This is a genomic window from Dietzia sp. NPDC055343 (assembly GCF_053645265.1).
The window spans coordinates 90,391-114,677 of the sequence record NZ_JBSHMJ010000008.1; the positions used below are offsets into that span (position 1 = coordinate 90,391).

At 71.8% G+C, this 24,287-nt stretch carries 24 protein-coding genes; 12 read left to right on the top strand and 12 right to left on the bottom strand.

The window, feature by feature from the left end:
* From ACWIE7_RS06115 to ACWIE7_RS06125, 3 genes are read right to left on the bottom strand one after another with little or no spacing between them, the layout of a single operon-like run.
* On the bottom strand, nucleotides 1–813 hold the full coding sequence (locus tag ACWIE7_RS06115) for a hypothetical protein (RefSeq protein ID WP_454068813.1): 813 nt from the start codon (nucleotides 811–813) through the stop codon (nucleotides 1–3).
* Nucleotides 814–872: 59 nt separating this feature from the next.
* A complete protein-coding gene (locus ACWIE7_RS06120; RefSeq protein WP_454068814.1) occupies nucleotides 873–1,235 on the bottom strand; it encodes a hypothetical protein in 363 nt (120 codons plus the stop codon).
* A complete protein-coding gene (locus tag ACWIE7_RS06125; RefSeq protein ID WP_454068815.1) occupies nucleotides 1,232–2,470 on the bottom strand; it encodes a PspC domain-containing protein in 1,239 nt (412 codons plus the stop codon). The genes ACWIE7_RS06120 and ACWIE7_RS06125 overlap by 4 nt, the downstream gene beginning before the upstream one ends.
* 123 nt (nucleotides 2,471–2,593) lie before the next feature.
* On the opposite strand from ACWIE7_RS06125, the gene ACWIE7_RS06130 reads away from it, so the two are divergent.
* The 3 genes from ACWIE7_RS06130 to ACWIE7_RS06140 all read left to right on the top strand — a co-directional run bounded on the left by ACWIE7_RS06130 (nucleotide 2,594) and on the right by ACWIE7_RS06140 (nucleotide 5,694).
* Nucleotides 2,594–3,934, top strand: coding sequence for an ATP-binding protein (locus ACWIE7_RS06130; RefSeq protein ID WP_452099151.1), 1,341 nt, complete (start codon nucleotides 2,594–2,596; stop codon nucleotides 3,932–3,934).
* Between the two features lie 145 nt (nucleotides 3,935–4,079).
* Complete coding sequence (locus ACWIE7_RS06135) at nucleotides 4,080–4,814, top strand: LuxR C-terminal-related transcriptional regulator (protein ID WP_454058802.1); 735 nt, start codon at nucleotides 4,080–4,082, stop codon at nucleotides 4,812–4,814.
* Between the two features lie 244 nt (nucleotides 4,815–5,058).
* Nucleotides 5,059–5,694, top strand: a complete 636-nt coding sequence (locus tag ACWIE7_RS06140) for an SGNH/GDSL hydrolase family protein (RefSeq protein WP_454068816.1) — start codon at nucleotides 5,059–5,061, stop codon at nucleotides 5,692–5,694.
* Between the two features lie 95 nt (nucleotides 5,695–5,789).
* Here ACWIE7_RS06140 and ACWIE7_RS06145 read toward each other — a convergent pair whose 3' ends face one another.
* On the bottom strand, nucleotides 5,790–6,191 hold the full coding sequence (locus ACWIE7_RS06145) for a DUF6157 family protein (protein WP_454068817.1): 402 nt from the start codon (nucleotides 6,189–6,191) through the stop codon (nucleotides 5,790–5,792).
* Nucleotides 6,192–6,405: 214 nt separating this feature from the next.
* Between ACWIE7_RS06145 and ACWIE7_RS06150 the strand changes: the two genes are divergently transcribed.
* Nucleotides 6,406–6,552, top strand: coding sequence for a hypothetical protein (locus ACWIE7_RS06150; RefSeq protein WP_230930168.1), 147 nt, complete (start codon nucleotides 6,406–6,408; stop codon nucleotides 6,550–6,552).
* A gap of 1 nt (nucleotide 6,553) precedes the next feature.
* Here ACWIE7_RS06150 and ACWIE7_RS06155 read toward each other — a convergent pair whose 3' ends face one another.
* On the bottom strand, nucleotides 6,554–7,507 hold the full coding sequence (locus ACWIE7_RS06155) for an L-lactate dehydrogenase (protein WP_452099155.1): 954 nt from the start codon (nucleotides 7,505–7,507) through the stop codon (nucleotides 6,554–6,556).
* Between the two features lie 617 nt (nucleotides 7,508–8,124).
* Here ACWIE7_RS06155 and ACWIE7_RS06160 point away from each other — a divergent pair.
* Entirely contained in the window at nucleotides 8,125–8,661 is a 537-nt protein-coding gene (locus ACWIE7_RS06160) for a hypothetical protein (protein ID WP_454068818.1), read from the top strand.
* Nucleotides 8,658–10,310: a DNA polymerase Y family protein gene (locus tag ACWIE7_RS06165; RefSeq protein WP_454068819.1), complete on the top strand. Its 1,653-nt coding sequence runs from the start codon at nucleotides 8,658–8,660 to the stop codon at nucleotides 10,308–10,310. The genes ACWIE7_RS06160 and ACWIE7_RS06165 overlap by 4 nt, the downstream gene beginning before the upstream one ends.
* Nucleotides 10,311–10,345: 35 nt before the next feature.
* On the opposite strand, the gene ACWIE7_RS06170 is transcribed toward ACWIE7_RS06165, so the two are convergent.
* Entirely contained in the window at nucleotides 10,346–10,990 is a 645-nt protein-coding gene (locus ACWIE7_RS06170; RefSeq protein ID WP_452099158.1) for an AMIN-like domain-containing (lipo)protein, read from the bottom strand.
* A gap of 86 nt (nucleotides 10,991–11,076) precedes the next feature.
* Here ACWIE7_RS06170 and ACWIE7_RS06175 point away from each other — a divergent pair, with 86 nt between their 5' ends.
* Both ACWIE7_RS06175 and ACWIE7_RS06180 read left to right on the top strand, forming a co-directional pair.
* Entirely contained in the window at nucleotides 11,077–12,000 is a 924-nt protein-coding gene (locus tag ACWIE7_RS06175) for a sucrase ferredoxin (RefSeq protein WP_452099159.1), read from the top strand.
* 54 nt (nucleotides 12,001–12,054) lie between these two features.
* Nucleotides 12,055–15,384 (top strand): error-prone DNA polymerase, encoded by a 3,330-nt coding sequence (locus ACWIE7_RS06180; RefSeq protein ID WP_454058794.1) that lies wholly within the window; start codon nucleotides 12,055–12,057, stop codon nucleotides 15,382–15,384.
* A 21-nt stretch (nucleotides 15,385–15,405) separates the two neighbouring features.
* Here the strand turns inward: ACWIE7_RS06180 and ACWIE7_RS06185 are convergent, their stop codons facing one another.
* On the bottom strand, nucleotides 15,406–16,455 hold the full coding sequence (locus ACWIE7_RS06185) for an SLAC1 family transporter (RefSeq protein ID WP_454068820.1): 1,050 nt from the start codon (nucleotides 16,453–16,455) through the stop codon (nucleotides 15,406–15,408).
* Nucleotides 16,456–16,594: 139 nt separating this feature from the next.
* Between ACWIE7_RS06185 and ACWIE7_RS06190 the strand changes: the two genes are divergently transcribed.
* On the top strand, nucleotides 16,595–18,016 hold the full coding sequence (locus ACWIE7_RS06190) for an FAD-binding oxidoreductase (protein ID WP_454068821.1): 1,422 nt from the start codon (nucleotides 16,595–16,597) through the stop codon (nucleotides 18,014–18,016).
* Nucleotides 18,017–18,419: 403 nt separating this feature from the next.
* Nucleotides 18,420–18,938 carry a hypothetical protein gene (locus tag ACWIE7_RS06195; RefSeq protein ID WP_454068822.1) on the top strand — a complete coding sequence of 173 codons (519 nt, stop codon included), beginning with the start codon at nucleotides 18,420–18,422 and terminating at the stop codon, nucleotides 18,936–18,938.
* 82 nt (nucleotides 18,939–19,020) lie between these two features.
* Here the strand turns inward: ACWIE7_RS06195 and ACWIE7_RS06200 are convergent, their stop codons facing one another.
* The 5 genes from ACWIE7_RS06200 to ACWIE7_RS06220 are packed head-to-tail and all read right to left on the bottom strand — an operon-like array spanning nucleotide 19,021 to nucleotide 22,943.
* On the bottom strand, nucleotides 19,021–19,710 hold the full coding sequence (locus tag ACWIE7_RS06200; RefSeq protein WP_454058790.1) for a metal-dependent transcriptional regulator: 690 nt from the start codon (nucleotides 19,708–19,710) through the stop codon (nucleotides 19,021–19,023).
* Nucleotides 19,707–20,576, bottom strand: a complete 870-nt coding sequence (locus ACWIE7_RS06205; RefSeq protein WP_454058789.1) for a metal ABC transporter permease — start codon at nucleotides 20,574–20,576, stop codon at nucleotides 19,707–19,709. The genes ACWIE7_RS06200 and ACWIE7_RS06205 overlap by 4 nt, the downstream gene beginning before the upstream one ends.
* A complete protein-coding gene (locus ACWIE7_RS06210; protein WP_452099168.1) occupies nucleotides 20,573–21,376 on the bottom strand; it encodes a metal ABC transporter ATP-binding protein in 804 nt (267 codons plus the stop codon). The genes ACWIE7_RS06205 and ACWIE7_RS06210 overlap by 4 nt, the downstream gene beginning before the upstream one ends.
* A complete protein-coding gene (locus ACWIE7_RS06215; RefSeq protein ID WP_452099169.1) occupies nucleotides 21,373–22,437 on the bottom strand; it encodes a metal ABC transporter substrate-binding protein in 1,065 nt (354 codons plus the stop codon). Before ACWIE7_RS06215 ends, ACWIE7_RS06210 begins: the two co-directional genes overlap by 4 nt.
* A gap of 14 nt (nucleotides 22,438–22,451) precedes the next feature.
* Nucleotides 22,452–22,943 carry a tRNA (cytidine(34)-2'-O)-methyltransferase gene (locus ACWIE7_RS06220; protein WP_452099170.1) on the bottom strand — a complete coding sequence of 164 codons (492 nt, stop codon included), beginning with the start codon at nucleotides 22,941–22,943 and terminating at the stop codon, nucleotides 22,452–22,454.
* Nucleotides 22,944–23,003: 60 nt separating this feature from the next.
* Between ACWIE7_RS06220 and ACWIE7_RS06225 the strand changes: the two genes are divergently transcribed.
* Entirely contained in the window at nucleotides 23,004–23,861 is an 858-nt protein-coding gene (locus tag ACWIE7_RS06225; protein WP_452099171.1) for a bifunctional methylenetetrahydrofolate dehydrogenase/methenyltetrahydrofolate cyclohydrolase, read from the top strand.
* Nucleotides 23,862–23,868: 7 nt separating this feature from the next.
* Nucleotides 23,869–24,222: a DUF3017 domain-containing protein gene (locus ACWIE7_RS06230; RefSeq protein ID WP_452099172.1), complete on the top strand. Its 354-nt coding sequence runs from the start codon at nucleotides 23,869–23,871 to the stop codon at nucleotides 24,220–24,222.
* Nucleotides 24,223–24,287 lie beyond the last annotated feature (65 nt).

Here is a 24,287-nt window from a genome sequence, read left to right on the forward strand (position 1 = left end):
TCAGGCGTAGGAGAGCGCCCTGCGCCCCTCGCCGGAGAGCCGGACCCAGCTTGCGGTGGCGAGGGCGTGGACCTCGGTCGCCGGGAGTTCGAGCCAGCGCCGGCCGCGGGCGATGCGGTCCCGGATGTCGGCGGCGTCGGTGCCGAGGACGTCAGCGCACCACGAGATGCGCCGCTCGCCGGTGTGGTGTTGCAGGACGAGCAGCTCCAGCACGTCCGTCGCGAGCGAGCCGTCGGAGAGAGCGGCCGCGGTGTCAGCCGTCAGTTCGGGCGGATTCTGCAGCCGGCTCCCGGCGATGTGGTCGGCGGTCTCGTACCGGGGGAAGGTGCGCACCAGAGCGATCCCGACGAGGACCGCGGTGGCGACGAGGATCGGCCAGTGGTCAAACGCGCCGACGAGATTGCCGAGGAAGACCACGGTGAACACGGCGGGGCCGGCGAGCGCGGGGCTACGCCACCACCGGTGTCCCGGCGGCTCCGGCATCTCGATGCTGCCGCTGTGGCCCCGGAGGCTCGCGCGTCGAACAGCGATGACGGCGGCGATGACCGCCGCCGCCACGATGACGACCAGACCGGTCAGGGACACCGCGAGGCCACCGGGAAGCAGAGCCGGATTGGCGATCAGCGTGAACCCGGTCGCGGCCAGGACACCCACGGCCGGCCGTTGCCACCAGGGCCGTTCCTCCGCCCGTCGCCGCAGCTCCCAGACCCGGTCGACCGTCGCCGCCGCGTCGGCGGACGCCTCCTCGGGTGACGGACTGCCTGACGCCGGGTTGTCGGACTCGGGACGCGCGGGGTCGGACGGGACGGGCATCGCCCGACCATATCGGGCCGCGGATCCGGACCAGGGACCGGCCGCGGCCACGGAGTGGGTCAGCGCCGGACCACCATGATGAGCCCCACGAGCACGGTGAGCACGAGCCCGCCGGCCAGCAGGACGGTCGGGGTGATAACCGGCCCGCCGAGGATCGCCCACACGGCCACCGCCATCGAGAGGAGACCCGCCGCGGCCAGGATCGGGGACCCGGCCCGCTTGCGGTCGGTCACCTCCACGGTGCTCCCGGTCGTGCCCGCGGCCGCCACCCCGAGCTCCACCGGCCCGACACCGAAGCCCAGCGGCTGCGGGTTCGAGAACCCGGTCCCGTACGGCAGCGGCTCGTACAGCGGTTGCTCGGGGAACGGTTGTTCGCGGAACGGCTGCTCGGGGAACTGGTCTTGCGGGTTCATGGTGTTCATCGGGTCACCTTCACGCTTCCCATCTCGGTGGAGACATCCAGGGTCAGTACGGGGCCGTCGGGGTTCTCGGACGGGGCGGGGCAGTCGATGCTGCCCACCTCGACGCGGCAGTTCGCGTCCACCTCGAGGCCCTCGGGCAGTTGCACGCGCACCTCGCCGACCTCGTTGGAGATGCTGTAGGTGCGGTCGCGGTCGAGTTCGAGTCCGCGCAGATCGACACGGACCGAGCCGAGCTCATGGGCGACCGGGACGTTCAGCTGCTCGGGGGAGGTGATCTCCACTCGCTTCTCGCCGATCGTCTCCCAGCCGCCCTCGGGCACCTGGACGAGCGAGGCCAGCAGCACGAACCCGGCGAGCGGGCCGGCCACCACCAGCAGCCCGTGACCGCGGCGGGTGAACGCGCCGATGAGCAGTCCACCGGCCACCACGGCCAGGGCGACCGCGGCGATGCGCGTCGCGTCCAGCCAGGCCAGACCGCCGATCGTGGACAGGCCGGCGGCGACTGCCGCGGCGATGAGCGCCAGGCCGAGCGTGATCTTGGTCAGCCGCGACCTGCGGGCGGGCTGCGCCTTGTCGGCGATGTGGATGCCGGGCTCGGGCAGGTCCCACGCGAAGGGGGCGGCGCCGAGCGGATCCCACGACGGCGGGACCGGCGGGCCGTGCGGGGCGTCGGGGCCGGAGCCGGGCTGCTGCCACGGGCCGGGGGCGGCGCCCGGGTGGGTCGCGCCGGCCGGACCACCGGCGCCGTACCCTGCGCCCGGGGCACGCGGCGCCGACACGTCGGCCCAGCCGACCGGCGGCTCGGGGGAGCGTCGGAACAACCCGTACCAGCCGACCAGCATCGCCGCGGTCATGAGGAACCCGGCGCCGAGCAGGAAGGTCTGCCCGGAGCCACCGAAGGTCGGAGCCGAGATGAGGACGACGACGACGAGCGCCACCGCCGTCAGCTTGGACCCGGACGCCCGGCCCCGGCCGATGAGCGCCTCGCCCTTGGACGCCTCGTCTCCGGCGGCACGGAGCAGCAGCCACATCAGCGCGTAGAGGAACACACCCGCGCCACCCCAGAGGGCGGCGATGACGAACGCGACGCGGATGAGCACCGGGTCGATGCCGTAGCGCCGACCGAATCCGCCACAGACGCCGGCGATCTTGGAATCATCCGGGGTCCGGACGGGACGGGTCCGCCACAGGGAGCGGAGTTCTGCTGACAGGTCGTGGGTACTCGTGCTGGACATGACTCACATCGTGCTCGGCCGGGGGCCCGGGCACATCGGGGACCGACCCTGATATCCGGACCCCGGGAATCTCAGGGTCGGCCCCCGATGCGGACCCCGGGACGATCTGTGACCATTGGTTTCATGAGTGAGAACGCGACCGACCCCGCGCCGGTCGAGCCCGTGCGTGCGTCGGACGCCGAATCCGCGGGCCCGCCCGCTCCGGCAAACGGGCCCGCGACGCGCCCGGGGCCGCGCGGCCCGGTGCCGCCGGGTGCCCCGGCGCTGCGTCCGCCCGGCACGGTTCCGGCCGGTTTCCGGTGGTACCCACGGCTGACCCGGGTCACCGACGCCTCCGTCGTGGGCGGCGTGTGCGCGGGCCTGGCCGAGCACCTCGGCGTCAAGGTCACCCACGTGCGGCTGGCCATGGTTCTGTTCGCCATCCTCTCCGGTGCCGGCGTGGTCCTGTACTCGGCGCTGTGGGTGCTCCTGCCGTCCGCCCCCGCCCGCGTGGACGCGCCCCCCGTCGATCCGCGCGAACGCCGACACGGCAAGGCGCTGGTCGCGGTCGCGATGGTGGGCGCGGTGCTGTCGTTCATGCTGACCACCGCCACGGGACTGAACGTCATCGTCCCCGTCCTCGTGGTGGCCCTGGGCGCCGGGCTCGTCTGGCAGCAGTACGACCGCGGGGGAAAGGTCTCACCACGGTCCGCCTTCGACTGGGCCCGTGTCACGGCAGGGGCGACCCTCGTCGTCGTCGGACTCGCGGTCGTCGTCCTGGGACAGGTCGAGTTCGCCGCACTCCGGTCGTCTCTCCTCGCGGTGGTCGCGACGCTGGTCGGCGTCGGACTGCTGTCGGTCCCCGTCGGGCTGCGGCTGTGGCACTCGCTCGAGGAGGAACGTGCTGCGCGGATCCGGGAGGCCGAGCGCAGTGACATCGCCTCCCACCTGCACGATTCCGTCCTCCAGACCCTCGCCCTGATCCAGAAGCGCTCCGACGACCCCGCGCAGGTCACGCGCCTGGCCCGACGCCAGGAACGCGAACTGCGGCAGTGGCTCTTCGGCGCCGGCTCGCGCATGTCGTCCGGGGCGACCACCGTGGCCGGGGCGGTCGAGGTGATGGTCGGCGACCTCGAGGACGCGTACGGACTGCGCATCGACCAGGTGGTGGTGGGGGGCGACGGCGCGGTCGGCGACACGGAGGAGGCCGTCCTCGGCGCGGTCCGCGAGGCGCTGGTCAACGTCGCCAAGCACGCCGGCGTCGACACCGCGGACGTCTTCGTGGAGAACGACGGGCGCGTGCTGAGTGCGTTCGTCCGCGACCGCGGCGCCGGCTTCGACCCCGACGCGGTCTCCGCCGACAGACACGGACTCGCGCAGTCGATCCGGCACCGCGTGGAGAGTCGCGGGGGCGCCGTCACCGTGCGCAGTACGCTCGGGCGGGGGACCGAGATCGGGATCGAGATGCCGCTGGAGGGCGAATGATGCAGGTGCGCAGGTGACGGGTGAGCCGGTGGTGGGCGGCGTGGCCGGTGCGGCTTCGGCCGGGGAGTCTGGCGCGGCTGCGGTCGGTGGGGCCGGCGCGGCCGGCAGTAGGGCGTGCCGCGTCTTCCTCGTCGACGACCATGCGGTGTTCCGCAGCGGCGTGCGCGCCGAACTGGGTGGCCAGGCCGCGATCGAGGTAGTCGGCGAGGCCGGCTCCGTGGCCGAGGCGGTAGCCGGGATCGGGCGCGTGCAACCTGATGTGGTGCTGCTCGACGTCCACATGCCCGACGGTGGCGGCGTGGCCGTGCTGCGATCGGTGCTGGCGTCCGGTGCTGCTGGCTCGAGCTCGGTTGGTTCGGGCTCTGCTGGCTCGGCGGCTTCTGGCTCGAGCGCTGTGGGCCCCGGCGCGACGTCCGGCGGTGCGCAGGCGGAGGCCGCGCACGTGCCGACCTTCCTCGCGCTGAGCGTCTCGGATGCAGCCGAGGACGTGATCGCCGTGATCCGCTCCGGCGCCCGCGGCTACGTCACCAAGACCATCTCCGGCGACGAGCTGGCCGATGCCGTGCGCCGGGTGGCCGACGGCGACGCCGTGTTCTCCCCGCGACTGGCCGGCTTCGTGCTGGATGCCTTCGCCCGCGCCGCCCCCGGGCCCGAGGATCGCGGTGAGCCCGTGCACGACCCCGAGGTCGACTCCCTCACCCCGCGCGAGAAAGAGGTGTTGCGGCTGCTCGCCCGCGGCTACACGTACAAGGAGATCGCCGAGGAGCTGTTCATCTCGGTCAAGACCGTGGAGACACACGCCTCGAACGTGCTGCGCAAGACCCAGCAGTCGAACCGGCACGCGCTGACCCGCTGGGCGCAGTCCCGCCACCTCGACTGACCGTCTCGGAGACCCCGGCCCGGGGCCGGAGCGCTGAGGTGAGGCCGACCAGTTGCCCGGCCCGCCCGGCCTGCTCCGCACGTATCCGCCGCCTCCCCGGCGAGTGGTCCCACCCGCTCACGTTCTCCGAGGTCGCGGAATGGGTTTCGTCGCATTTGTGACCGCTCGCCGCCGCGGAGCGCAATGTGACTCATCGGCCGAGTGGCCGTGCACGAATTCCTGTCGACGACGCTACTGTGACGTCGTGAGCGAACCCCGCGACCTGCCCGTGTGCATCATCGGCGACTCGTTCGTGGCTGGTTACGGCGACGAGACCGGCCGCGGCTGGACCGCGCTCCTGGTGGAGGCAGCCGCCCGCGAGGATCTGCACCTGCACGCCACGGTCGCGGGGATCGGCGGGGACACCTCGGAGATGATCCTGGCCCGCTGGGATGAGGTCGACCGGCGTCGGGCCGCGTTCCCGACCACCGCCGTGATCGCCGAGTTCGGGGTCAACGACGTCATGCATGTCGCGGGGGCCGAGCCCGGTGTCGAGGTCGAACGGGTCGATGAGCAGGGAACGGTCGCGGCGCTGCGCGGCATGATCGGCCGGGCGCCGCGAGGGCGGTTCCTGGTGGTCGGCCCGCCGCCGGTCCTGTGGGACGAGGTCAATGCGCGCACCGTGGCCCGCGCGGAGGCGATCACGTCCGTGTGCGCCGAGGCGGGTGTTCCGTTCGTGCCGACCTTCGATGCGCTGCGGCCCGGCGGGGCGTGGATGCGCGAGGTGGCCGCGGGGGACGGCGCGCACCCCGGCCCAGGCGGATACGCGCAGTTCGCGGAGGCGATCACCCGCCCGGTCCTGGACTGGCTGCGCGCTCTCCCGGACGCCGAGCCCGGCTAGAGCCAGAACCAGGTTAGAACCAGAGCCAGGTGAGAAGCTGAACCCGGCAACCCGGCAACCGTCCGCCAGAAGAGCCCGCCCCGATCCGCATCGGGTCAGCGCGAGCTCTTCATCGCGGCTCTGACCGTCACTGCCGGATCGGCTTCCAGTTCGGCCACGCGCTCAGAGCCCATGGGCAGCAGCGCGATCCGCCCGGCGGAATCGAAGTGCAACGCCCACCCGTAGGTTTTGGCCAGCGGCGAGGTGCGCAGGCACGGCTGTCCTTTGGAGAAGAACTGCGCGCGTGCAGCGGGCCGGTCGGCTTCGGCGATCCCCTTGCGCTGGCAGTGCGCATCGAAGATCAGGTCGTCGCTGGTCCAGACGTAGTCGCCGGCCGAGAGCCGCTCGTACTGCAGCTCGGCGATCGATCCTTTACCGGCCGGCGGGGCCGTCGCCGTCTGCGCCTTGGTGTCTGGCGCGGGAAGGATCAGGGTGTCGGTGTAATCGGTGGTGTGCACGGTCGTCTCCCTCTCTCGGTCCCATCGTTCACCTGATCGCGTCGGACTGCCCCCGAATCCCCGGATCGAGCCGGGCCGCCGAACGTCCCACCAGCTTCTTCCGTCCGCTGAACGCTTCCGGAATCCGACCCGCGTCCATTCGGTTGAAGCCACCGCACTGACCGGTACCGTGGAGCACGTCGCACGCCCCGGTGCGGCAGGAGGGGAGTGGTGCATGTCGAATCCGCAGAACTCTGACCACGCCGAGAACAAGTCGGAAGAGAAGGACGAGCGGGACAACCGCCCGAACTCGAAGGACGAGTTGGCCGACGAGTGGGGCGAGGAGTCGTTCCCGGCCAGCGATCCGCCCGGAGCTCCCTGACTCAGCGCAAGACCTCGAACTGCTCCGACACCGCCCGCAGCGCACTCGCGCTGCGGGCGAACTGTTGCCGTTCGGTCTCGTCGAGTTCCAGTTCCACCACCCTCTGCACGCCGGTCCGCCCGATCACGGCGGGCACGCCGATGTAGATGCCCTCCTGCCCGTACTCGCCCCGAAGCAGGGTTGAGACGGGCAGTGACACCTGCTCGTTGCGCAGGATCGCGCGCGTGATGCGGGCCAGCCCCATACCGATGCCGTAGCTGGTCGAGCCCTTGGAGTCGATGATCCGATAGGCGGCGTCCCTGGTCTCGGTGAAGATCTGGGTGAGCCGCTCCCGCTTGGCCGGGTCTCCGTCGAGATCGCGCCGCAGGGGCACCCCGGAGACGTTGGCGGAGGAGAAGACGGGCAACTCGGTGTCACCGTGCTCGCCGATGATCGAGGCGTGCACGCTCATGGGGGCGACGCCGTAGTGCTCGCCGAGCATGAACCGGAACCGTGCGGAGTCGAGAACGGTGCCGGAGCCGATCACCTGGCTCGCGGGCAGCCCGGAGTAGCGCCAGGCGGCCTGGGTGAGGATGTCGACGGGGTTGGTGGCGACCAGCAGGATGCCGTCGAAGCCGGTCGCCATCACGTCACCGACGATCTTTTCGAACAGTGTCATGTTCTTGCCGACGAGGTCGATTCGGGTCTCGCCGGGCTTCTGTGCGGCGCCGGCGCAGATCACGACCATGGTGGCGTCGGTGCAGTCGGAGTAGGTGCCCTCGGTGACGAGGGTGGGGGAGGGCGCCCAGACGACGCCGTGGTTGAGGTCCATGACCTCGCCGACGAGCTTGTCGTGGTCGATGTCGATGATCGCCAGATGGTCGGCCAGGCCCTGGTTGACCAGGGCATACGCGTACGCGATACCCACGTCCCCGGCGCCGATGAGCACGATGCGATTCCCGATGGAGGCCTTCATGGTCACCGAGGGTAGGCCCCCGGTACGACATCGTGGGTGGAGTCCGGATGAACAGCAGGATCGACGACGACAACGCTCACACCGGACCCTCCCGCACCACCGTAAACAGCCATCCCGGGGGCGACCGCGACAGGAACTGTTATCGAACAGGCGTTCTTGCGCAGTGTCGTACCCGTAGTGTTCACTGTTCGTCACGGTCGAAAAATAGTTCGATTTAGGCGTTGGCGGCGTGTCGCCCGTGGCGGAAGGTTCTGATGATGGTAGTGCGCGGTTCTGCTGTCGACCGTTCGGGTGCGGACCTGTCGGAGCTCGGTACTGCTGATCGGGTGGCTGAGCTGCGGCGTCGACTGGCGTCCATGCCCGGTGGCGGACTTCCGGCCGCAGCTCGGTCGGTCCCGGGTGCCGCGGCCTTCTCGTCGACCGAGGGTGCGGAGACATCTGAAGGTACAGGGACCTTCCCCGAGGCTTCGGGGTCCCCGTCGGATTCGTTGTCGTCGGCGGCGGCAGTGATCTCGGCAGGGCGGTCTGCTGCTCCCGAGGATCTGCCGGCTTTTCCGCCGCTCGCGGTGCCGGCATCGGCGCCACCGGTGGCTTCCGCAGTTCCCGCAGTTCCCGGGGTGCCCGGGGTGCCCGTGCCGGGGTCCGTGGCCGGGCTTCTGCCAGGCGGTGTGCTGCCCGCGGGGCGGGTCACGGCGGTCGGCGGTAGCGCCACGCTGCGGGTCGGGTTGTTGGCCGCGGCCACGGCTGCCGGGGTCCGGTGTGCGGTCGTGGGGTGGCCGGAACTCGGGGTGGCGGCGGTGGCGGAGCAGGGCGGCCGGCTGGACTGTCTGGCGCTGGTCCCCGACCCCGGGCCTGACGCCGCGGCGGTCGTGTCCGTGCTGATCGACGGACTGGATCTGGTCCTGCTCGGGCCCGGTGTCGCGGCTGTGCCCCCCTCACGCGCGCGAGTGATCGCCGGCCGGGTGCGGGCCGCGGGCGCGGTGCTGCTCGTGGGCCCCGGCTGGCCCGGGGCGGAGCTCACACTGGCGGGCCGGCACTGCCGCTACGGAGGGCTGGGCGCGGGGGCGGGCCGGCTGGCCTCGGTCTCCACCGTGGTGCGCTGCTCCGGCCGCGCGGCCCCCGCCCGGACCGCGGAATGGGTGGCGGCGGGATGAGCGCCCGGGTCATGGCGGTGTGGTGCCCGGACTGGCCGGCGGTCGCGGCGGCCCGGGCCGAGGGGCGCGGCCTGCATCTGCCGCTGGCGGTCGTCGGGCCCCGTGGCGTGCTCGCGTGTAACGCCGTCGCGCGAGCGGTCGGGGTGCGTCGCGGCCTACGTCGACGTGAGGCGCAGTTCCGGTGTCCCGAGCTCGTGGTGGTCGCGGCGGATGAGGCCCGCGATGCCGCCTGGTTCGAGCCCGTCGTGCAGGCGTTGGACGCGGTGGTTCCGGGCATCGAGGTATTGCGGCCCGGGTTGTTCGTGTTCTCCGCCGCCGGCGCACTGCGGTTCCACGGCGGGGTGGAGGAGGTTGTCACCCGGGTCATGGACGCGGTTGCGGCGGCCGGGGTGGAGTGCCAGGTCGGGCTCGCGGACGAGCTGCCCACGGCGGTGCTCGGAGCCCGTGGATCGGCGTTGCTCGAGCCGGGCGCGGACGCCGAGTACCTGGCGGACCTGCCCGTGGGGGCTCTCGTGGTGGAGCCCGCGCTGGGGGATCTCGAGGTGCTGTCCGAACTGGTCGGACTCCTGCACCGGCTCGGCGTGCGGACGATCGGTGACTTCGCCGCGATCGCGCCCCGGGACGTGGCCACCCGCTTCGGTGAGGCGGGCACCGTCGCGCACCGAATCGCTCGGGCTGTGCCGTGGCGTCCGCCGTCGGTGACCCCGGTGCCGGCCGGGTCCGCGATCGAGCACCGGTGCGACCCGCCTCTGGAACGCGTCGACGAGGCGGCATTCCTCGGACGGCGGTTGGCGGGCGAATTGCACGAGACGCTCGCGGCGGCAGGGGTGTCCTGCCTGAGGCTGTCCATCACTGCACACGTGGAGGACGGGCGGGAGGTCAACCGCGTGTGGCGATGCTCGGCGCCGCTGACCCCGGAGGGCACTGCCGACCGACTGCGCTGGCAGCTGGAGGGCTGGCTCACCGGTACCGCGATCTCCGGCGGGGCCGGGGGAGCGGTCACCGCGCTGGCCCTCGAGCCGGTGGAGGTCGTCCCCGCCGGTCACGTGCAGGAAGGGCTGTGGGGTGAGGCGGGCCTGGCTGAGGCCCGGGTCCACCGCGCGCTGGTGCGGGTGCAGGGCCTGCTCGGGCCGGAGGCGGTACGCATCCCCGTGGATGCGGGCGGGCGTGGGCCGGCCGAGCGCGTGCAGTCGCTGCCGTACGGGGACGCTCCCGCGGAGCCCGTCGCCCGGGGCCCGTGGCCGGGCGCGCTACCGGCGCCGTCACCGTCGGTGGTGTGGCCGGGGCCGGGTTATCTGCTGGAGATCCGCGAGAACGGTGACCCGGGAGCCGCCGTCGCTGCGCGGGTTCCGCTGTCCGGGGGAGTCATGCTGCGCACCGAGGTCGGGACCGCCGTGGGGGTGACCCTGCGGGGCCTGCTCAGTGGTCGGCCCGCCGTCGTCGAGGTGGGCGGGCGGCGCTGCCCGCTTCTGGGCTGGTCACGCCCGTGGACCGTCGACGAGGCGTGGTGGGAGCCCGCACCCGGGGGCGCGTCGCGTCGGCCTCGGGCCCGGATGCAGGTCGTCCCCGAGAGGGCGGCGGCATTGCTGCTGTGCCGCCCGCTCGGGGACGAGCCGGGGGGATGGGCTGTCGAGGGGGTCTACGAGTGAACGGTCAGACAGTTGTCCCCGAGGCGTCCGGGGACTCAGCGCTCGATGTCGACCACCAGGCGGGTCGGGTTCTGCAGCAGGAACGCGGAGAATCCGCGGTCCGTGCCCTCCAGTCCGATCACGGACTGGGCCTGCCCCTCGAACTGCCCGGCAAAGGCCACGCCGGTGACCCCGGCCGCGGCATCGCCGGTCATCACACCCACAGGGGCCTCTTCCATGTCGGTCTCGGTGGGCAGGACCTGACCGTGGATCATCACCTGGAGGAACGAGTCGCCGGAGACCTCTATGGGGAAGCCGCTGCCCTGCTGGGCAGGTGCGTCCACGTAGTCCACCGTGTAGCTGGGGGTGCCGCTGCCGTCGAGCTCGAAGACCACGCGGTCCTTGCCCTGGAAGTCACCCATGCGGATCTCGGAGACGACCAGCTGCGTGCGATCGGGGGAGGACTCGTCCGCCTCCGCGCTCTTGGGCGAGGAATCGGACGGGCCGTTCGACGGGTCGGCGGCCTCGGTCTCGTCCGGCGACAGGATGTCGGCCAGTGCGGCGGGAGACGAACCCGCGGTGGTGGTCTGACCGGAGACGGGGGCATCGGTCGAGGAGTCGGCCCCGCACCCCGCCAGCCCCAGCGACGCGGCGGCGGTGAGAGCGGCGGCCGCGGCAAGGCGGCGATGTCGAATACGCATACTCCCAGGCTAGATCCCTCCAGTCACTTTTGTCCCACAAGGTGGCTACAGTTACACATCCTTGTCCCGTGGGGCACCATGGGGGCGTGTCAATCATCGATTCCGCCGCACAGCCGAGCTGGTGCTCCTTCCAGTCCGACGACGAACCGCCGGCAGGGACCGCCGCCCACGAGACCTCGTGGATCCTGTTGGAGGTTCCCGGACGCTGGGGACGCGACATCTTCGACGGTGAGGCATTGGGCGAGGAGCTGTCCGAGCGGCTCAGGAAGCACGTCGCGGACTGCGGATCCCGCATGCTGTTCATCCGGCGCCCCGGACGCGAGGGCCAACGCATCGACCGCCACCGCTTCTATCTCTGCGACACCCGGCCGGGTAGCCGCAGCATCCGCGTGGGCAGGGTCGAGGGACCTGAGGACATGCTCGATCTGGATCTCTCGCCCGGCGGAGACGTGCCGGGAACCCGCGAGGTCATGGCGCCGGTCCCGCTGGTGTGCACCCATGCCAAGCGCGATCAGTGCTGTGCCGTTCGCGGTCGACCCGTCGCGGCCGTACTCGACGAACAGGTGGGGGAGCGCCTGCGCGATCTCGATCCCGAGGCCGCGGTGTGGGAGTGCTCGCATACCGGAGGGCACCGCTTCGCACCGGTCCTGCTGCTGCCCGGCACCGGTTACACGTACGGCCCCGCGGAGACCGACCTGGCGGTCCGGATCGTCGAGGCGGAGTTGGACGGCAGGGTCGTCACCGAGCATCTGCGTGGTCGCAGCACGTGGCCGCCGGCCGGGCAGGTCGCGGAAGTGGCGGTCCGGGACGCCGATGTGGATGCGGGGATCGACGACCTCGTCGTCGACATCGACCCCGATAGCCCCCACGTCGCGGTTGTCCGGCACACCGACGGGCGTGCGTGGCGCGTCGAGACCGGCACCCGGCCCCTCCCGGCCCGCTCGCAGAGCTGCCGCAAGCCGCCCACCGATGCCAAGGCATGGGTCGTGGAGTCCCTCACCGCGCTCTGACCACGGGCACTCTTCCCGCCGCGGGCTGCACCCGCAGCGGGCAGGTGGTGCACGGTGAACTGGTACCACGGACCCGAGAGCTGGTCGGAACTCGAACGGGTGCTGTCCGGCCGGCCCAACCCGCGCGGGCCCGAGAATCCGCATCCGGGTGACGGCGGCGACACCCCGGCCTGGTCGCGTAAGCGGGGCGCGTACAGGGCCCCGGACCCGGCGGAGTCGAACGGGCAGGACCGCGTGCCGTACGCGGAACTGCATGCGCACACCGCGTTCAGTTTCCTCGACGGGGCCTCCTCTCCCGAGGCCATGGTCGAAGCCGCCGTCGAGCAGGGGCTCACCGCGCTCGCGATCACCGACCATGACGGGATGTACGGGGTCGTGCGCTTCGCCGAGGCAGCCGCGGAGCTCGGGCTGCCCACCGTGTTCGGGGCGGAACTGTCCCTGCCCGGAGACGAACACCTCCTCGTCCTGGCCCGAGGGCAGGAGGGCTACCGACGGCTCTCGCGTGCCATCGCCCACGCCCACCTGCGCGGCGGGGCCAAGAGCGAACCGCGATACGAGATCACCGAACTCGCCGAGGCCGCCGGCGGGCACTGGTACATCCTCACCGGCTGCCGACGCGGCCGGGTGCGACGTGCCCTCGAGAGAAACGGCGCCGCAGCCGGCCACCACGACGTCGCGGCGGCCCGCACGGCGCTGGGCCAGCTCGTCGACCTGTTCGGACGGGACCGGGTGATCGTCGAGCTGACCTGCCACGGCGTTCCAGAAGACACCGAACGATGCGACGCGCTGGTCGGGCTCGCCGAGGAGGCGGGTCTTGTCGTCGTCGCCACCACCGCCGCACACTGCGCCGGCCCCCGGGACGCGCGTCTGGCCTCGGTCATGGCCGCTCTCGGCGCTCGTGACGCGCTGGAGAGCCACGCCGCCCACCTGCCCGCCGCCGGGGGTGCCTACCTGCGCTCGGGAGAGGAGATGGCCGACCTGTTCGAGCGCTGGCCCCACGCCGTGTCCGCCGCTGACCGGCTGGGCCGGGAGTGCGCCTTCGACCTCTCCCTCATCGCGCCCGAGCTGCCGCCCTTCGACGTCCCCGCAGACCACACCGAGGACAGCATGCTCGCCCACCACGCCTACGCCGGCGCCGCCCGCCGCTATGGCACCCGGGAACAGGCCCCCCAGGCGTACGCGCAGATCGATCGCGAACTGGAGGTGATCGCCGATCTCGGCTTCCCCGGGTACTTCCTCGTGGTCCACGACATCGTCGAGTTCTGTCGACGAGAGGGCATCCTCTGTCAGGGGCGGGGCTCGGCCGCCAACTCCGCCGTCTGCTATTCCCTGGGCATCACCAACGTCGACCCCGTGGGCGCCCACCTGCTGTTCGAGCGGTTCCTGTCCCCGGAACGCGACGGCCCACCAGACATCGACGTGGACATCGAATCCGGCCGGCGAGAAGAAGCCATCCAGTACGTCTACGCCCGCTACGGGCGCGAGCATGCCGCGCAGGTCGCCAACGTCATCACCTACCGCGGCCGGTCGGCAGTACGCGACGTCGCCCGCGCGCTCGGCTACTCCACCGGGCAGCAGGACGCCTGGTCCAAGAGCGTCGATCGCTGGTCAGGGCTGAAGAACCATGACCGGGAGACGGCCGAACGCACCATCCCCGAGGATGTGCTCGCGCTGGCCCGCAGACTCGTCGGCCTGCCGCGGCACCTGGGCATCCACTCCGGCGGCATGGTCATCTGCGACCGGCCCGTGGCCGATGTGGTGCCCGTCGAATGGGCGCGCATGCCCGGGCGGACCGTCCTGCAATGGGACAAGGACGACTGCGCTGCCGTCGGGCTGGTCAAGTTCGACCTGCTCGGGCTCGGGATGCTCACGGCCCTACGCCACGCCATCGACCTCGCGGCCGAACACAAAGACCTCGACGTGGATCTCGCCCAACTCGACCTGGCCGACCCGGAGGTCTACGAGATGCTGTGCCGCGGCGATTCGGTGGGCGTGTTCCAGGTGGAGTCCCGGGCCCAGATGGCCACCCTGCCCCGACTCAAACCGCGCACCTTCTACGACCTCGTGGTGGAGGTCGCGCTCATCCGACCCGGCCCCATTCAGGGCGGCTCCGTCCATCCCTACATCCGGCGGCGCAACGGTCTCGAGGAGCCGGTCTTCGACCACCCCGCGCTCAAACCCGTCCTCGGCCGGACCCTGGGCATCCCGTTGTTCCAGGAACAACTCATGCAGATCGCCACCGAGATCGCCGGCTTCACCGGAGCCGAAGCCGACCAACTGCGCCGCGCGATGGGCGCTAAACGCTCACCCGAGAAGATGGCCCGGCTGCGCGAGCGGTTCTTCACCGGCATGCGCGACCGGCACGGTATCGGTGCCAGCCCGCCCGGAACCCCAGACACCGGGCCCGAGGTGGGGGAGCGGATCTGGGAGAAGATGTGCGCGTTCGCCAACTACGGCTTCCCCGAGAGCCACTCGCAGTCCTTCGCCGCGATCGTCTATTACTCCGCGTGGTTCAAATGCCATCATCCGGCGATCTTCTGCGCCGCCCTGCTGCGCAGCCAGCCCATGGGGTTCTACTCGCCCCAGTCACTGGTCGCCGATGCCCGGCGGCACGGGGTCACCGTGCACAGGCCGTGCGTCAACCGCTCCCTCGGCGGCGCCACCTGCGAGAACCAGGGAACCGAGGTGCGGCTCGGACTGGAATCGGTGCGGGCCATCGGCTCCGACCTGGCCGCCACCATCGCCGACCAACGCGACACCCACGGCCCGTACACCTCCGCCGGTGACCTCGCCGGACGCACCGGTCTGAGCGTCCGGCAGATGGAGGCCCTGGCCACCGCCGGCGCACTCGACTGTCTCGGTACCGGTGGGCGGCGGGCGGCACTGTGGTCGGCGGCCACCGCGGCCCGTGAGAAGCCCGGCATGCTGCCCGGTCTCAGTCAGGTCGACGCCCCTGCTCTACCCGGGATGAGCGTCCTCGAACTCACCTCCGCCGACCTCACCGCCACCGGCATCAGCCCCGAGGAGTACCCGACCATCCACGCCCGCCCCTGGCTCGACTCCCAAGGCGTGTGCACCACCGCCGGCCTCGCGCACGTCCCCGACGGCAGTCGTGTCCAGGTGGCCGGGGCCGTCACCCACCGGCAACGGCCCGCCACCGCAGAGGGGGTGACCTTCCTCAGCCTCGAGGACGAGACCGGCATGACCAACATCGTGTGCTCGGTCGGGCTCTGGGCGCGCTACCGGCCCGTCGTCTCCTCGGCCCCGGCGCTCATCATCCGCGGCACCGTCGAGAACCGTTCCGGAGCGGTCAGCGTGGTGGCCGACAAGGTCGAACGGCTCCATCTCGGGCTGGCGATCGGGCGCAGCCGGGACTTCAGGTGACGGGGCAAGAGCGGCGCGGGGTCAGGCGTGGCGCGGGGTCAGGCGTGGCGGGGCGCCGCCGATCGCGCGCACGCTGGCGACCGCACACAGCAGCCAGATGGCGATCAGTACCGCCACCGTCAGCAGGCTCGCCCACTGCCAGCCCAGGAAGTACGAGCCCAGCCCGCACGTCGACAACGGATAGGCCATCGCCCACCAACCGGTATTGAACGGCATCCGCGCCACGAACCCGCGGATCGTCACGAACACCGCATATGCGCCCAGGCCCGCACCCGCGACCAGCACCACCGCGCTGTACACGCGGGCGAGGCCGGACAGTGACGGGCCCGACAACACCTGCGCCGCAGCCGCCGATTGGCCGATGATCCCCAGCGGAATCCACGTGGTGGTCGACAGTGCCACCGGCACGGGAGTGCGGAACCAGGCGTGGTGGTAGGCCAACACGATCACCGCGACGCCCAGAACCAGTGCCACCGCGAAGCAGACCACACAGGCGCCGACCAGGATCGACCGGATCGCCTCGGACTTGACCTGCTTTGCGATCACCCCGCCGGCGGTCGCCGAGACCATCGGCGGCACCATCGGCAACGCCCAGGTGGGGAGCGGATGGGCAGGGCGTCTCGAGATCAGCCACACCGCGAAACCCAACGCCGTGGCCAGACCGAGCACCGTGCCGGCGCCCCAGAGCGCGGCATCCACCCCGAACGCGACGGACGCCAGAGACGGAACCCGGGTCTCGGTCACGACGAACGTCGCCGACCCCACCGCCAACAGGCCCATCGAGACCATGCCCCACAGCGGCACCATCGTGGCGTCCCGAACCGACCGTGACCACTCTTGCGGATCGCGGGCGATCGAGCGGGCGAACCCCGAGCCCAGGCCGATGAGCAACACCCAGCCGAGGACGAGCATCACGACGGCACCCGTCGCGAACCCCGGCACGGCGTCCGCGTGCAGCTGCAGCAGAGTCGACAGGCCGCCGGTGCCCATGACGGCCCCGAACCACGCGGGGCCGGGCCCGGGTACAGCGGTCCCCGGGGCTGACTGTCCTGCTCCGGGGGTCGAGGGCACCAGGACACTATGCCTGCATCGCGTTGTCGTCGGGAAACCGGGGGCGGTAGGCGGGATCCACGCGTGAGGACGCCTCGGTGGGGGAGAAACTCGTCGATGAGACAGTCGACGCCAGCGCGCCGGCGTAGGTTCACACGGCATGAGCGCCTCCACCGCTGACAGTGCCGCCGACCATGACGCCGCGAGTCATGGCGTGACCGCCGCCGAGCTCGATGAATTGCGTGCCCGACTGGGCTCTACCCAGCTACTCACCGACCCAGACGTGCTCGAGGGCTATCGCCAGGACTGGGCCAAGGCGCCCCACCCGGGCATGCCGCTGGCGGTCGTCCGAGCCCGCACCACCGAGGACGTCCGGGAGGTCATGCGCTGGGCCAGCACCCACGGCGTGCCCGTCGTTCCCCGGGGTGCCGGCTCGGGCCTGTCCGGCGGTGCGACGGCTGTAGAGGGCGGGATCGTGTTGTCGACGGAGCTGATGCGGGCGATCGAGGTGGATCCCGTCACCCGTACCGCCACAGTGCAGCCGGGCCTGTACAACGCCGAGGTCAAGGCGGCCGTCGCCGAACACGGCCTGTGGTACCCGCCGGACCCGTCGTCGTACGAGATCTGCTCGATCGGCGGCAACATCGCCACCAACGCCGGCGGCCTGTGTTGCGTGAAGTACGGCGTGACCACCGACTACGTGCTGGGAATGACCGTCGTCCTGGCCGACGGCACCGCGGTCCGTCTCGGCGGCGCGCGCCTCAAGGACACCGCCGGACTCAGCCTGACCAAGCTGTTCGTCGGTAGCGAGGGCACGCTCGGGATCGTCACCGAGATCATCGTGCGACTCCTCCCGGAGCAGCCGCCGCGCTCCACCGTCGTGGGGATCTTCCCCGACGTGGTGGCGTGCAGTGAGGCGGTGCTGGCGATCACCAGCCGCATCCGCCCGGCGATGCTCGAGTTCATGGACAACGTCTCGATCCGCGCCGTCGAGGCCGACCTGCGGATGGGGCTCGACACCTCGGCCGGGGCGATGCTGCTCGCGCAGTCCGACCTCACCGGCGCCGACCGTGCGGCCGAGACCGAGCTCATCTCCGAGGCGTTCCGCGCGAACGGCGCAACCGAGGTGTTCGCCACCGACGACCCGGATGAGGGCGAACAGTTCACCGTCGCCCGCCGCGCCGCGTTCACCAGCCTGGGCAAGGTCGGCTCGCTGCTGCTCGAGGACGTCGGCGTGCCGCTGCCTGCGCTTCCGCAGCTCGTCGCCGGAATCGAGGAGATCTCCGCCCGCCGCGACATCCCGATCGCGCTGGTCGCCCACGCCGGTGACGGCAACACCCACCCGATCATCGTTCTGGAGGACGACGACCCCGACCGGGCCGCCCGCGCCCAGCTGGCGTTCGGCGAGGTCATGGACCTGGCGATCGGCATGGGCGGAACCATCACCGGTGAGCACGGCGTCGGCCGGCTCAAGGCCCCGTGGCTGCCCGTCCAGCTCGGCGAGGACGTCATGGACCTGAGTCGGCGCATCAAGACCGCACTCGACCCGCAGGGCATCCTCAACCCGGGCGTGATGTTCTAACCGAGACCGCCCCCGAGCCGCAGTGCCGCAGTGCCGCAGGGCCGACTGGCCGACGGACGGGGCCGAAAGCCGAGTTGCAAGACATGCACACGAAGCTGCAAGACCGCAGGTGCGATTAGAGGAGCAGAGAACGCGCCAGAAGTCTTGCGACCGGGATGGGACGTCTTGCAACCGGGTGGCGTGGGGCCGGGCTGCAGGGCCGGGCTGCAGGGCCGGGCAATGCTGGGCCAGGCCGGGCGGCGTCGTGCGAATGGCGGGAGAACCGCCGACCGCAGCAGAGGCCCTAAGACGCAACGGCCACACTGACACGAGCGGCCCTCGCACCGCCGGGCCCGGATCTCAGGTGCGAACCGGGGGATCTCCCCGATGTGCCCGACGACCCCGCCGGGCGACGATACCGACCATGGCCATTGATCGACTCCACCTGCTGCTGTACCGGGCGCTGCTGCTGACGACCGCCGTCGTCGCGGCGATCCTGGGCATCGCCGCCGGACTCGAGGCGCCCACCATCACGCCCGAGTTCCAGCTGACCGGCTACTGGCGGGCGTACGGCCTGCTCGTCTTCGCCGCCCTGTCCGCCTATCTCGGTGCCACCCCGCCCGGCGCCGCCGTGCTGTGGCTCGTGGTGATCTTCCACAAGGCGTCCATGACGATGACCGCCGTGCTCCTGCTGCGCCACGACGTCACGGGCGCGCCCGCGGCTGCTCTGATCGACGGAGTGATGGTGCTCGCCACGCTGGTGGCGCTCGGCCTGCGGGCCCCGGCCGCACGGGCACGCCGAGAAGCGCGGGAGGGTCGGGCCGCGCGGGAGAGTCGGGCCGCACGGGAGGGCTCGCCGGCGTCGGCCGTCCGGACCGACCGCTCGGCGACGGGCACCCCGGCCGCCCGGGCCCGGCCCGCACTCGCCCATCGCGCCGCCTGAGTGACCGCGGGCCGAACGGGTGGACGGGGTGATGTCGTCGTCGTTGTCGTCGCGCCCCCGTAGGACTCGTGCGCGGCGGGGCTCAGGCCTCGTCGAGGCGCACCCGCACCGCCGCCGCGACGGGCGTGCCGACCTGCACCGGCTCGCCGCCAAGTGACACGGTGATGATCCCCAGCTCCACCTGGCGGGAGACCACGCGCACCGGCGAGTCGGGACGCAGGCCGATGTCGGCGAGGTGGCGCAGCACGGCGTTGTCGCGGTCGGAGACCCGCGTCACGACACCCGTAGAGCCTTCGCCGACGCTATCGAGGGGCGTGTCGCCGAGGGGATCGACGCGACCGTCGCGCGTGGGGATGGGATCGCCGTGCGGGTCCCGCCGCGGGTGGTCGAGGAAGGCGTCGAGGGCGTCGACGAACCGGTCGGAGACCACGTGTTCGAGCGCGTCCGCCTCGGCGTGCACCGCGTCCCACGGGTAGTCCAGGCAGCGCGCCAGGAACGTCTCGATGATCCGGTGGCGCCGCACCATCGCCACCGCCAGCCAGCGGCCGGTCTCCGTCAACTCGACAGGCGCATAGGGGCGGTGCTCGGCCAGGCCCAGTGCCACGAGCTTGCGCACGCCCTCACTCACCGACGACGGCGACGCCCCCAGCCGTTCGGCCATCGCTCCCGAGGTCACGGGCTCGCCCCCGGCACCCAGCGCGTGGGCGGCCATGAGATAGGCCTGGATGGTGGGGGTGAGATCCGCCAGGCGCAAAGGCTGGTCGTCGTTCATGCCGCCATCATCCCCGATCGCCGTGCGCGTGCGCCCGCCAGTGCCCGTGGCACCACTCCGCGCCGGGGCGCGAACAACTGCGTGACGAGGAAGATGATCGCCTGGGTGAGGACGACGACGGGCCCGGGCGGGAGGTCGGCGTAGTAGCCGAAGTACAGGCCGGTCACGCCCCCGACAAGGGCGACGACGACGGCGAGGATCATCGTCCCCCGCATGGTGTCGGCCACGAGCTGGGCGGTCGCGCCGGGGATGATCAGGGTCGCCACGACCAGGATCACGCCCACCGACTGGACCCCCGCGACGGTCGCGGTGGCGAGCGTCGCCAACAGGAGTGCGGTGAGGGCGCGGGTGCGCAGGCCCAGGGCGTGGGCCTGGAGCCGGTCGAAGGCCACCATGACGAGGTCGCGACGGAAGGCCAGCAGCACGATCACCGTGAACGCCGACACCGCCAGCACCTGGATGAGGTCGGAGTCGCGGACGCCCAGCACGCTGCCGAACAGGATCGAGTGCAGGTCCTGCTGGCTGGGGAAGCGGGCGACGAGCACCAGGCCGAGCGAGAACAGGGCGGTGAACACGATGCCCATCGCGGCGTCCTCGCGGACGGTGCCGGCCTCGCGGACCCCGCCGATAAGCGCGACCGCCACGAGCGCCGCGAGAAGCGCGCCGACGGCGAACGGGATCCCGGTCATCGCCGCGATCACCACGCCCGGCAACACGGCGTGCGAGACCGCATCACCCATCAGTGACCAGCCCATGTGGACCAGCCAGCAGCTCAGCAGCGCGCCGGCGACCCCGGAGGCCGCCACCACGAGCAGGGCGCGGCGCATGAACTCGTACGACATCGGCTCGAGAAGGAGATCGATCACGGTAGGGCCTCCTCGGCGGTGTGGTCGGCTGCGGTGGCCGCCGCGGGTGGGCGCGCGCCGAGCAGTGTCGACAGGATCTGGGGGGTAGTAGTCTCGGTGACCGGGCCGTGCGCCACGAGCCGCCCGTTGAGCAGCGCGACCGAGTCGGCCAGTCGCTCGACCGTGCCGAGGTGGTGGGTGGAGATCAGGGCGGTGCGGCCGGCGGCCGTGAGCTCACGCAGAACGTCGATGTAGACCTCCTCGCTGCCGGCGTCCATGCCGTTGAACGGCTCGTCCAGCAGCAGCAGGTCGGCCTCCTGGGCCAGGCAGCGGGCCAGGAGGACGCGGCGCCGCTGGCCGCCCGAGAGTTCGCCGATGCGCCGCGAGGCCACCCTGGTCAGCCCCACGCGGCCGAGCGCCTCGGCCACCGCGTCCCGGTCCTCGGCGGACGGTCGGCGCCACGCCCCGGTGAACCTGCGCCGGCCCTGCATGACCACCTCGGCAGCGGTGATGGGGAAGCCCTCGTCGAGCGCGTCCTTCTGGGGGACCGTCGACACCCTGCCGCTGCGCAACGCCTTCCGCACCGGCTGCCCGAGTATGCGTACGGCCCCGGCGGTCGGGGTGACCAGGCCGAGCAGGGTCTGCAGCAGGGTCGACTTGCCGGATCCGTTGGGGCCGAGCAGCACGGTGATCTCGCCGGACGGCACGGTCAGTGAGACGGAGTCGAGTGCGCGCACCTGGCCGCGGTCCACGGTGAGGCCGGTGACCACCGCAGCGGGCGGCCCGGTGTGCGGTGAGTAGGGCAGTGGCTGCACGGTCATGCGGTCAGCTCCCGGGTGATGGTGTGGAGGTCGTGGTCGAGCAGGTCGAGATAGGTGGGCACGGGGCCGGTCTCGGCGGACAGTGAGTCGACGTACAGCAGGCCCGCCACACGGCTGCCGCTCTCGGACGCGACCTGCTCCATGGCGTCGCCGGAGACGGTCGACTCGCAGAACAGGGCGGGCACCTCGCGCTCACGGACCTCGTCGATGAGCGCGGTGACCTGCCGCGGCAGCCCCTGGTTCTCGCTGTTGACCGGCCAGAGGTACAGCTCCTCGAGCCCCAGGTCGCGCGCGAGGTAGGAGAAGGCGCCCTCGCAGGTCACGAGCACGCGCCGCTCGGGCGGGATGGTCGCGACGGCGTCCCGCGCCCGTTCGGCGAGTGCCTCGAGTTCGGCGGTGTAGGCGTCGGCGCGGGCGGTGTACCCGGCGGCGCCGGCGGGATCGATCTCCCCGAGAGCGTCGGCGATCACGCGGATGTACGCGGCCCCGTCGGTGGGGGACATCCAGGCGTGCGGGTTGGGGTGGCCGACCGAGTTGCCCGACCTGACGGGCTCGGGGGCGATGCCGTCGGTCGTCACGACGTGCCGGGCGCCCGTGCCGTCGATGAACCGCAGTAGCCAGTCGTCCAGGCCGAGGCCGTTGCTGATCACCAGGTCCGCGCCCTCGACGCGCCGGAGGTCGCCGGCGGTGGGCTCGTAGTAATGCACGTCGGCGCCGGGGGTGGTGACCGACTCGACCTGTACGCGGTCACCGCCGACGACGCGCGCCATGTCGGCGAGGATCGTGAAGGTGGTGGCCACGACCAGTCGGTCGTCGGTGTCGACGAACTCGGCGCGGTCGTCGATGTCCCCGCCGGGCGTGGTCGGAACCGCACACCCGGCCGTCAGCGACAGGGCCAGCGGAAGCGCCAGGGCCGCCGCGGCGATGCGCCGGGGGAGGGCGGGTGCCGCCGCGCAGGCCGCACGGATCCTGGCAACGACGACCGCGACGACGACGACGGCGTCACCGGCGACTCGGCCACCCGGGTGGTTACGGGTGCCGGCCGTGCGAGATTTCGGCATACCGAAACTCTAAATCATGGGGACTGGAAACTCACATCGCCCTGATAGTCGAACTGGCGCCACGCCTCGTAGACGGCCACCGCGGCGGCGTTGGACAGGTTCATCGAGCGGCGGCCCGGCAACATGGGTATGCGAACTCTCGCGGTGACCCTGTCGTCGTCGAGCACCTCCCGGGCGAGCCCTGTGGGCTCCGGTCCGAACAGCAGGACATCGCCCGGTTCGAACCTCACGTCCGGTAGCGACATGTCGGCGCGCGCGGTGAACGCGACGACCCGCGCCGGCAGCAGGCGCTCGTACGCGGCCTCGAGGTTCTCGTGGACCTCGACATGGGCGAGGTCGTGATAGTCCAGCCCCGCCCGACGCAGATGCTTCTCGGACAGGTCGAAACCCAACGGGCCGGCCAGATGCAGCTCGCAGCCCGCGCCCGCGGCCATCCGGATCGCATTGCCGGTGTTGGGCGGGATGCAGGGTCGGTCGAACAACACTCGTACAGCCGCTCCGGTCATGTCCGGCATTCTCGCAGTGCCGTGCCTGCGCGCCCGCCGTGGAGTGGGATACTGGCAGCCGTGACCGCGATCAAGCTGGACGGCAAGCTCACCCGCGACGAGATCGTCGCCGACCTCACCACGCGCGTGGACGCGCTCCGGGACCAGGGAATCACCCCCGGGCTCGGCACCGTGCTCGTCGGCGACGACCCGGGCAGCCAGTCCTACGTCAAAATGAAGCACCGCGACTGCGAGCAGGTCGGCATCGCCTCCATCAGGCGCGATCTGCCGGCCGAGACCACGCAGGCCGAGCTCGAGGCCGTGATCGACGAGCTCAATGCCGACCCCGCGTGTACCGGGTACATCGTGCAACTGCCGCTGCCGAAGCACCTGGACGAGAACGCGATCCTCGAGCGCATCGACCCGGCCAAGGACGCCGACGGGCTCCACCCGGTCAACCTCGGCAAGCTCGTGCTGGGCGAGCCCGCCCCGCTGCCGTGCACCCCGAACGGGTGTATCCGGCTGCTGCGTCGCTTCGGCGTGGAGCTGAACGGCGCGCACGTCGTGGTGATCGGCCGCGGCGTCACGGTCGGGAGGCCGATCGGGCTGATGCTGACCCGTCGCAGCGAGAACTCGACGGTCACGCTGTGCCACACCGGCACCCGCGACCTGGCCGCCGAGACCCGCCGTGCCGACGTGATCGTGGCCGCCGCGGGCGTGCCGCACATGCTCACCCCGGACATGGTCTCCCCCGGCGCCGCCGTGCTCGACGTGGGCGTGTCCCGCCTCGACGGCAAGCTCGCCGGCGACGTGCACCCCGACGTGTGGGAGGTGGCCGGCGCGATCTCGCCCAACCCCGGCGGCGTAGGACCGCTGACCCGGGCGTTCCTGCTGAGCAACGTGGTCGAGCGCTGCGAGCGGCTGGCCGCCGAGGCGTGAGGCCCGAATGACCCATCCCGCCCCCGACCGGCAACGGCCCCAGCGTGCCGATGCCGGCCCGTCGCGGACGCGGCCCGCCCGGCTGACGTGGGCGCAGGTACGGTCGCAGTGGCCGCTCGCGCTGGTGCTCATCGGTGTGGCGGTGGCACTCGGATTCGTGATTCTCGAGCGGTGGCGACGCGGCGCGTTCGTGCTGGGCATCGTGGCACTGGCGGCGGCGGCACTGCGGCTGGGCCTCTCGGATGAGCGGGCCCGGCTGCTCGGGGTGCGCTCCAAGCGTTTCGACGCGGCGTTCTACCTCGGCATCGGGGCGGTCATCCTGTGGCTGGCCACCTCGGTCGACTCCCTCGGCACCGGCTGACCCCGGCCTCTCGATCCCTTCATACTTTGCCTATCAAGCCCGCCGCCACCCATCGGATATCGCGC

What these genes read in the sequence shown, in the direction of transcription:
- ACWIE7_RS06115 (WP_454068813.1), bottom strand. Translation starts at nt 813, where the DNA reads ATGCCCGTCCCGTCCGACCCCGCGCGTCCCGAGTCCGACAACCCGGCG.
- ACWIE7_RS06120 (WP_454068814.1), bottom strand. Translation starts at nt 1,235, where the DNA reads ATGAACACCATGAACCCGCAAGACCAGTTCCCCGAGCAGCCGTTCCGC.
- ACWIE7_RS06125 (WP_454068815.1), bottom strand. Translation starts at nt 2,470, where the DNA reads ATGTCCAGCACGAGTACCCACGACCTGTCAGCAGAACTCCGCTCCCTG.
- ACWIE7_RS06130 (WP_452099151.1), top strand. Translation starts at nt 2,594, where the DNA reads ATGAGTGAGAACGCGACCGACCCCGCGCCGGTCGAGCCCGTGCGTGCG.
- ACWIE7_RS06150 (WP_230930168.1), top strand. Translation starts at nt 6,406, where the DNA reads ATGTCGAATCCGCAGAACTCTGACCACGCCGAGAACAAGTCGGAAGAG.
- ACWIE7_RS06155 (WP_452099155.1), bottom strand. Translation starts at nt 7,507, where the DNA reads ATGAAGGCCTCCATCGGGAATCGCATCGTGCTCATCGGCGCCGGGGAC.
- ACWIE7_RS06165 (WP_454068819.1), top strand. Translation starts at nt 8,658, where the DNA reads ATGAGCGCCCGGGTCATGGCGGTGTGGTGCCCGGACTGGCCGGCGGTC.
- ACWIE7_RS06170 (WP_452099158.1), bottom strand. Translation starts at nt 10,990, where the DNA reads ATGCGTATTCGACATCGCCGCCTTGCCGCGGCCGCCGCTCTCACCGCC.
- ACWIE7_RS06190 (WP_454068821.1), top strand. Translation starts at nt 16,595, where the DNA reads ATGAGCGCCTCCACCGCTGACAGTGCCGCCGACCATGACGCCGCGAGT.
- ACWIE7_RS06195 (WP_454068822.1), top strand. Translation starts at nt 18,420, where the DNA reads ATGGCCATTGATCGACTCCACCTGCTGCTGTACCGGGCGCTGCTGCTG.
- ACWIE7_RS06200 (WP_454058790.1), bottom strand. Translation starts at nt 19,710, where the DNA reads ATGAACGACGACCAGCCTTTGCGCCTGGCGGATCTCACCCCCACCATC.
- ACWIE7_RS06210 (WP_452099168.1), bottom strand. Translation starts at nt 21,376, where the DNA reads ATGACCGTGCAGCCACTGCCCTACTCACCGCACACCGGGCCGCCCGCT.
- ACWIE7_RS06215 (WP_452099169.1), bottom strand. Translation starts at nt 22,437, where the DNA reads ATGCCGAAATCTCGCACGGCCGGCACCCGTAACCACCCGGGTGGCCGA.
- ACWIE7_RS06220 (WP_452099170.1), bottom strand. Translation starts at nt 22,943, where the DNA reads ATGACCGGAGCGGCTGTACGAGTGTTGTTCGACCGACCCTGCATCCCG.
- ACWIE7_RS06230 (WP_452099172.1), top strand. Translation starts at nt 23,869, where the DNA reads ATGACCCATCCCGCCCCCGACCGGCAACGGCCCCAGCGTGCCGATGCC.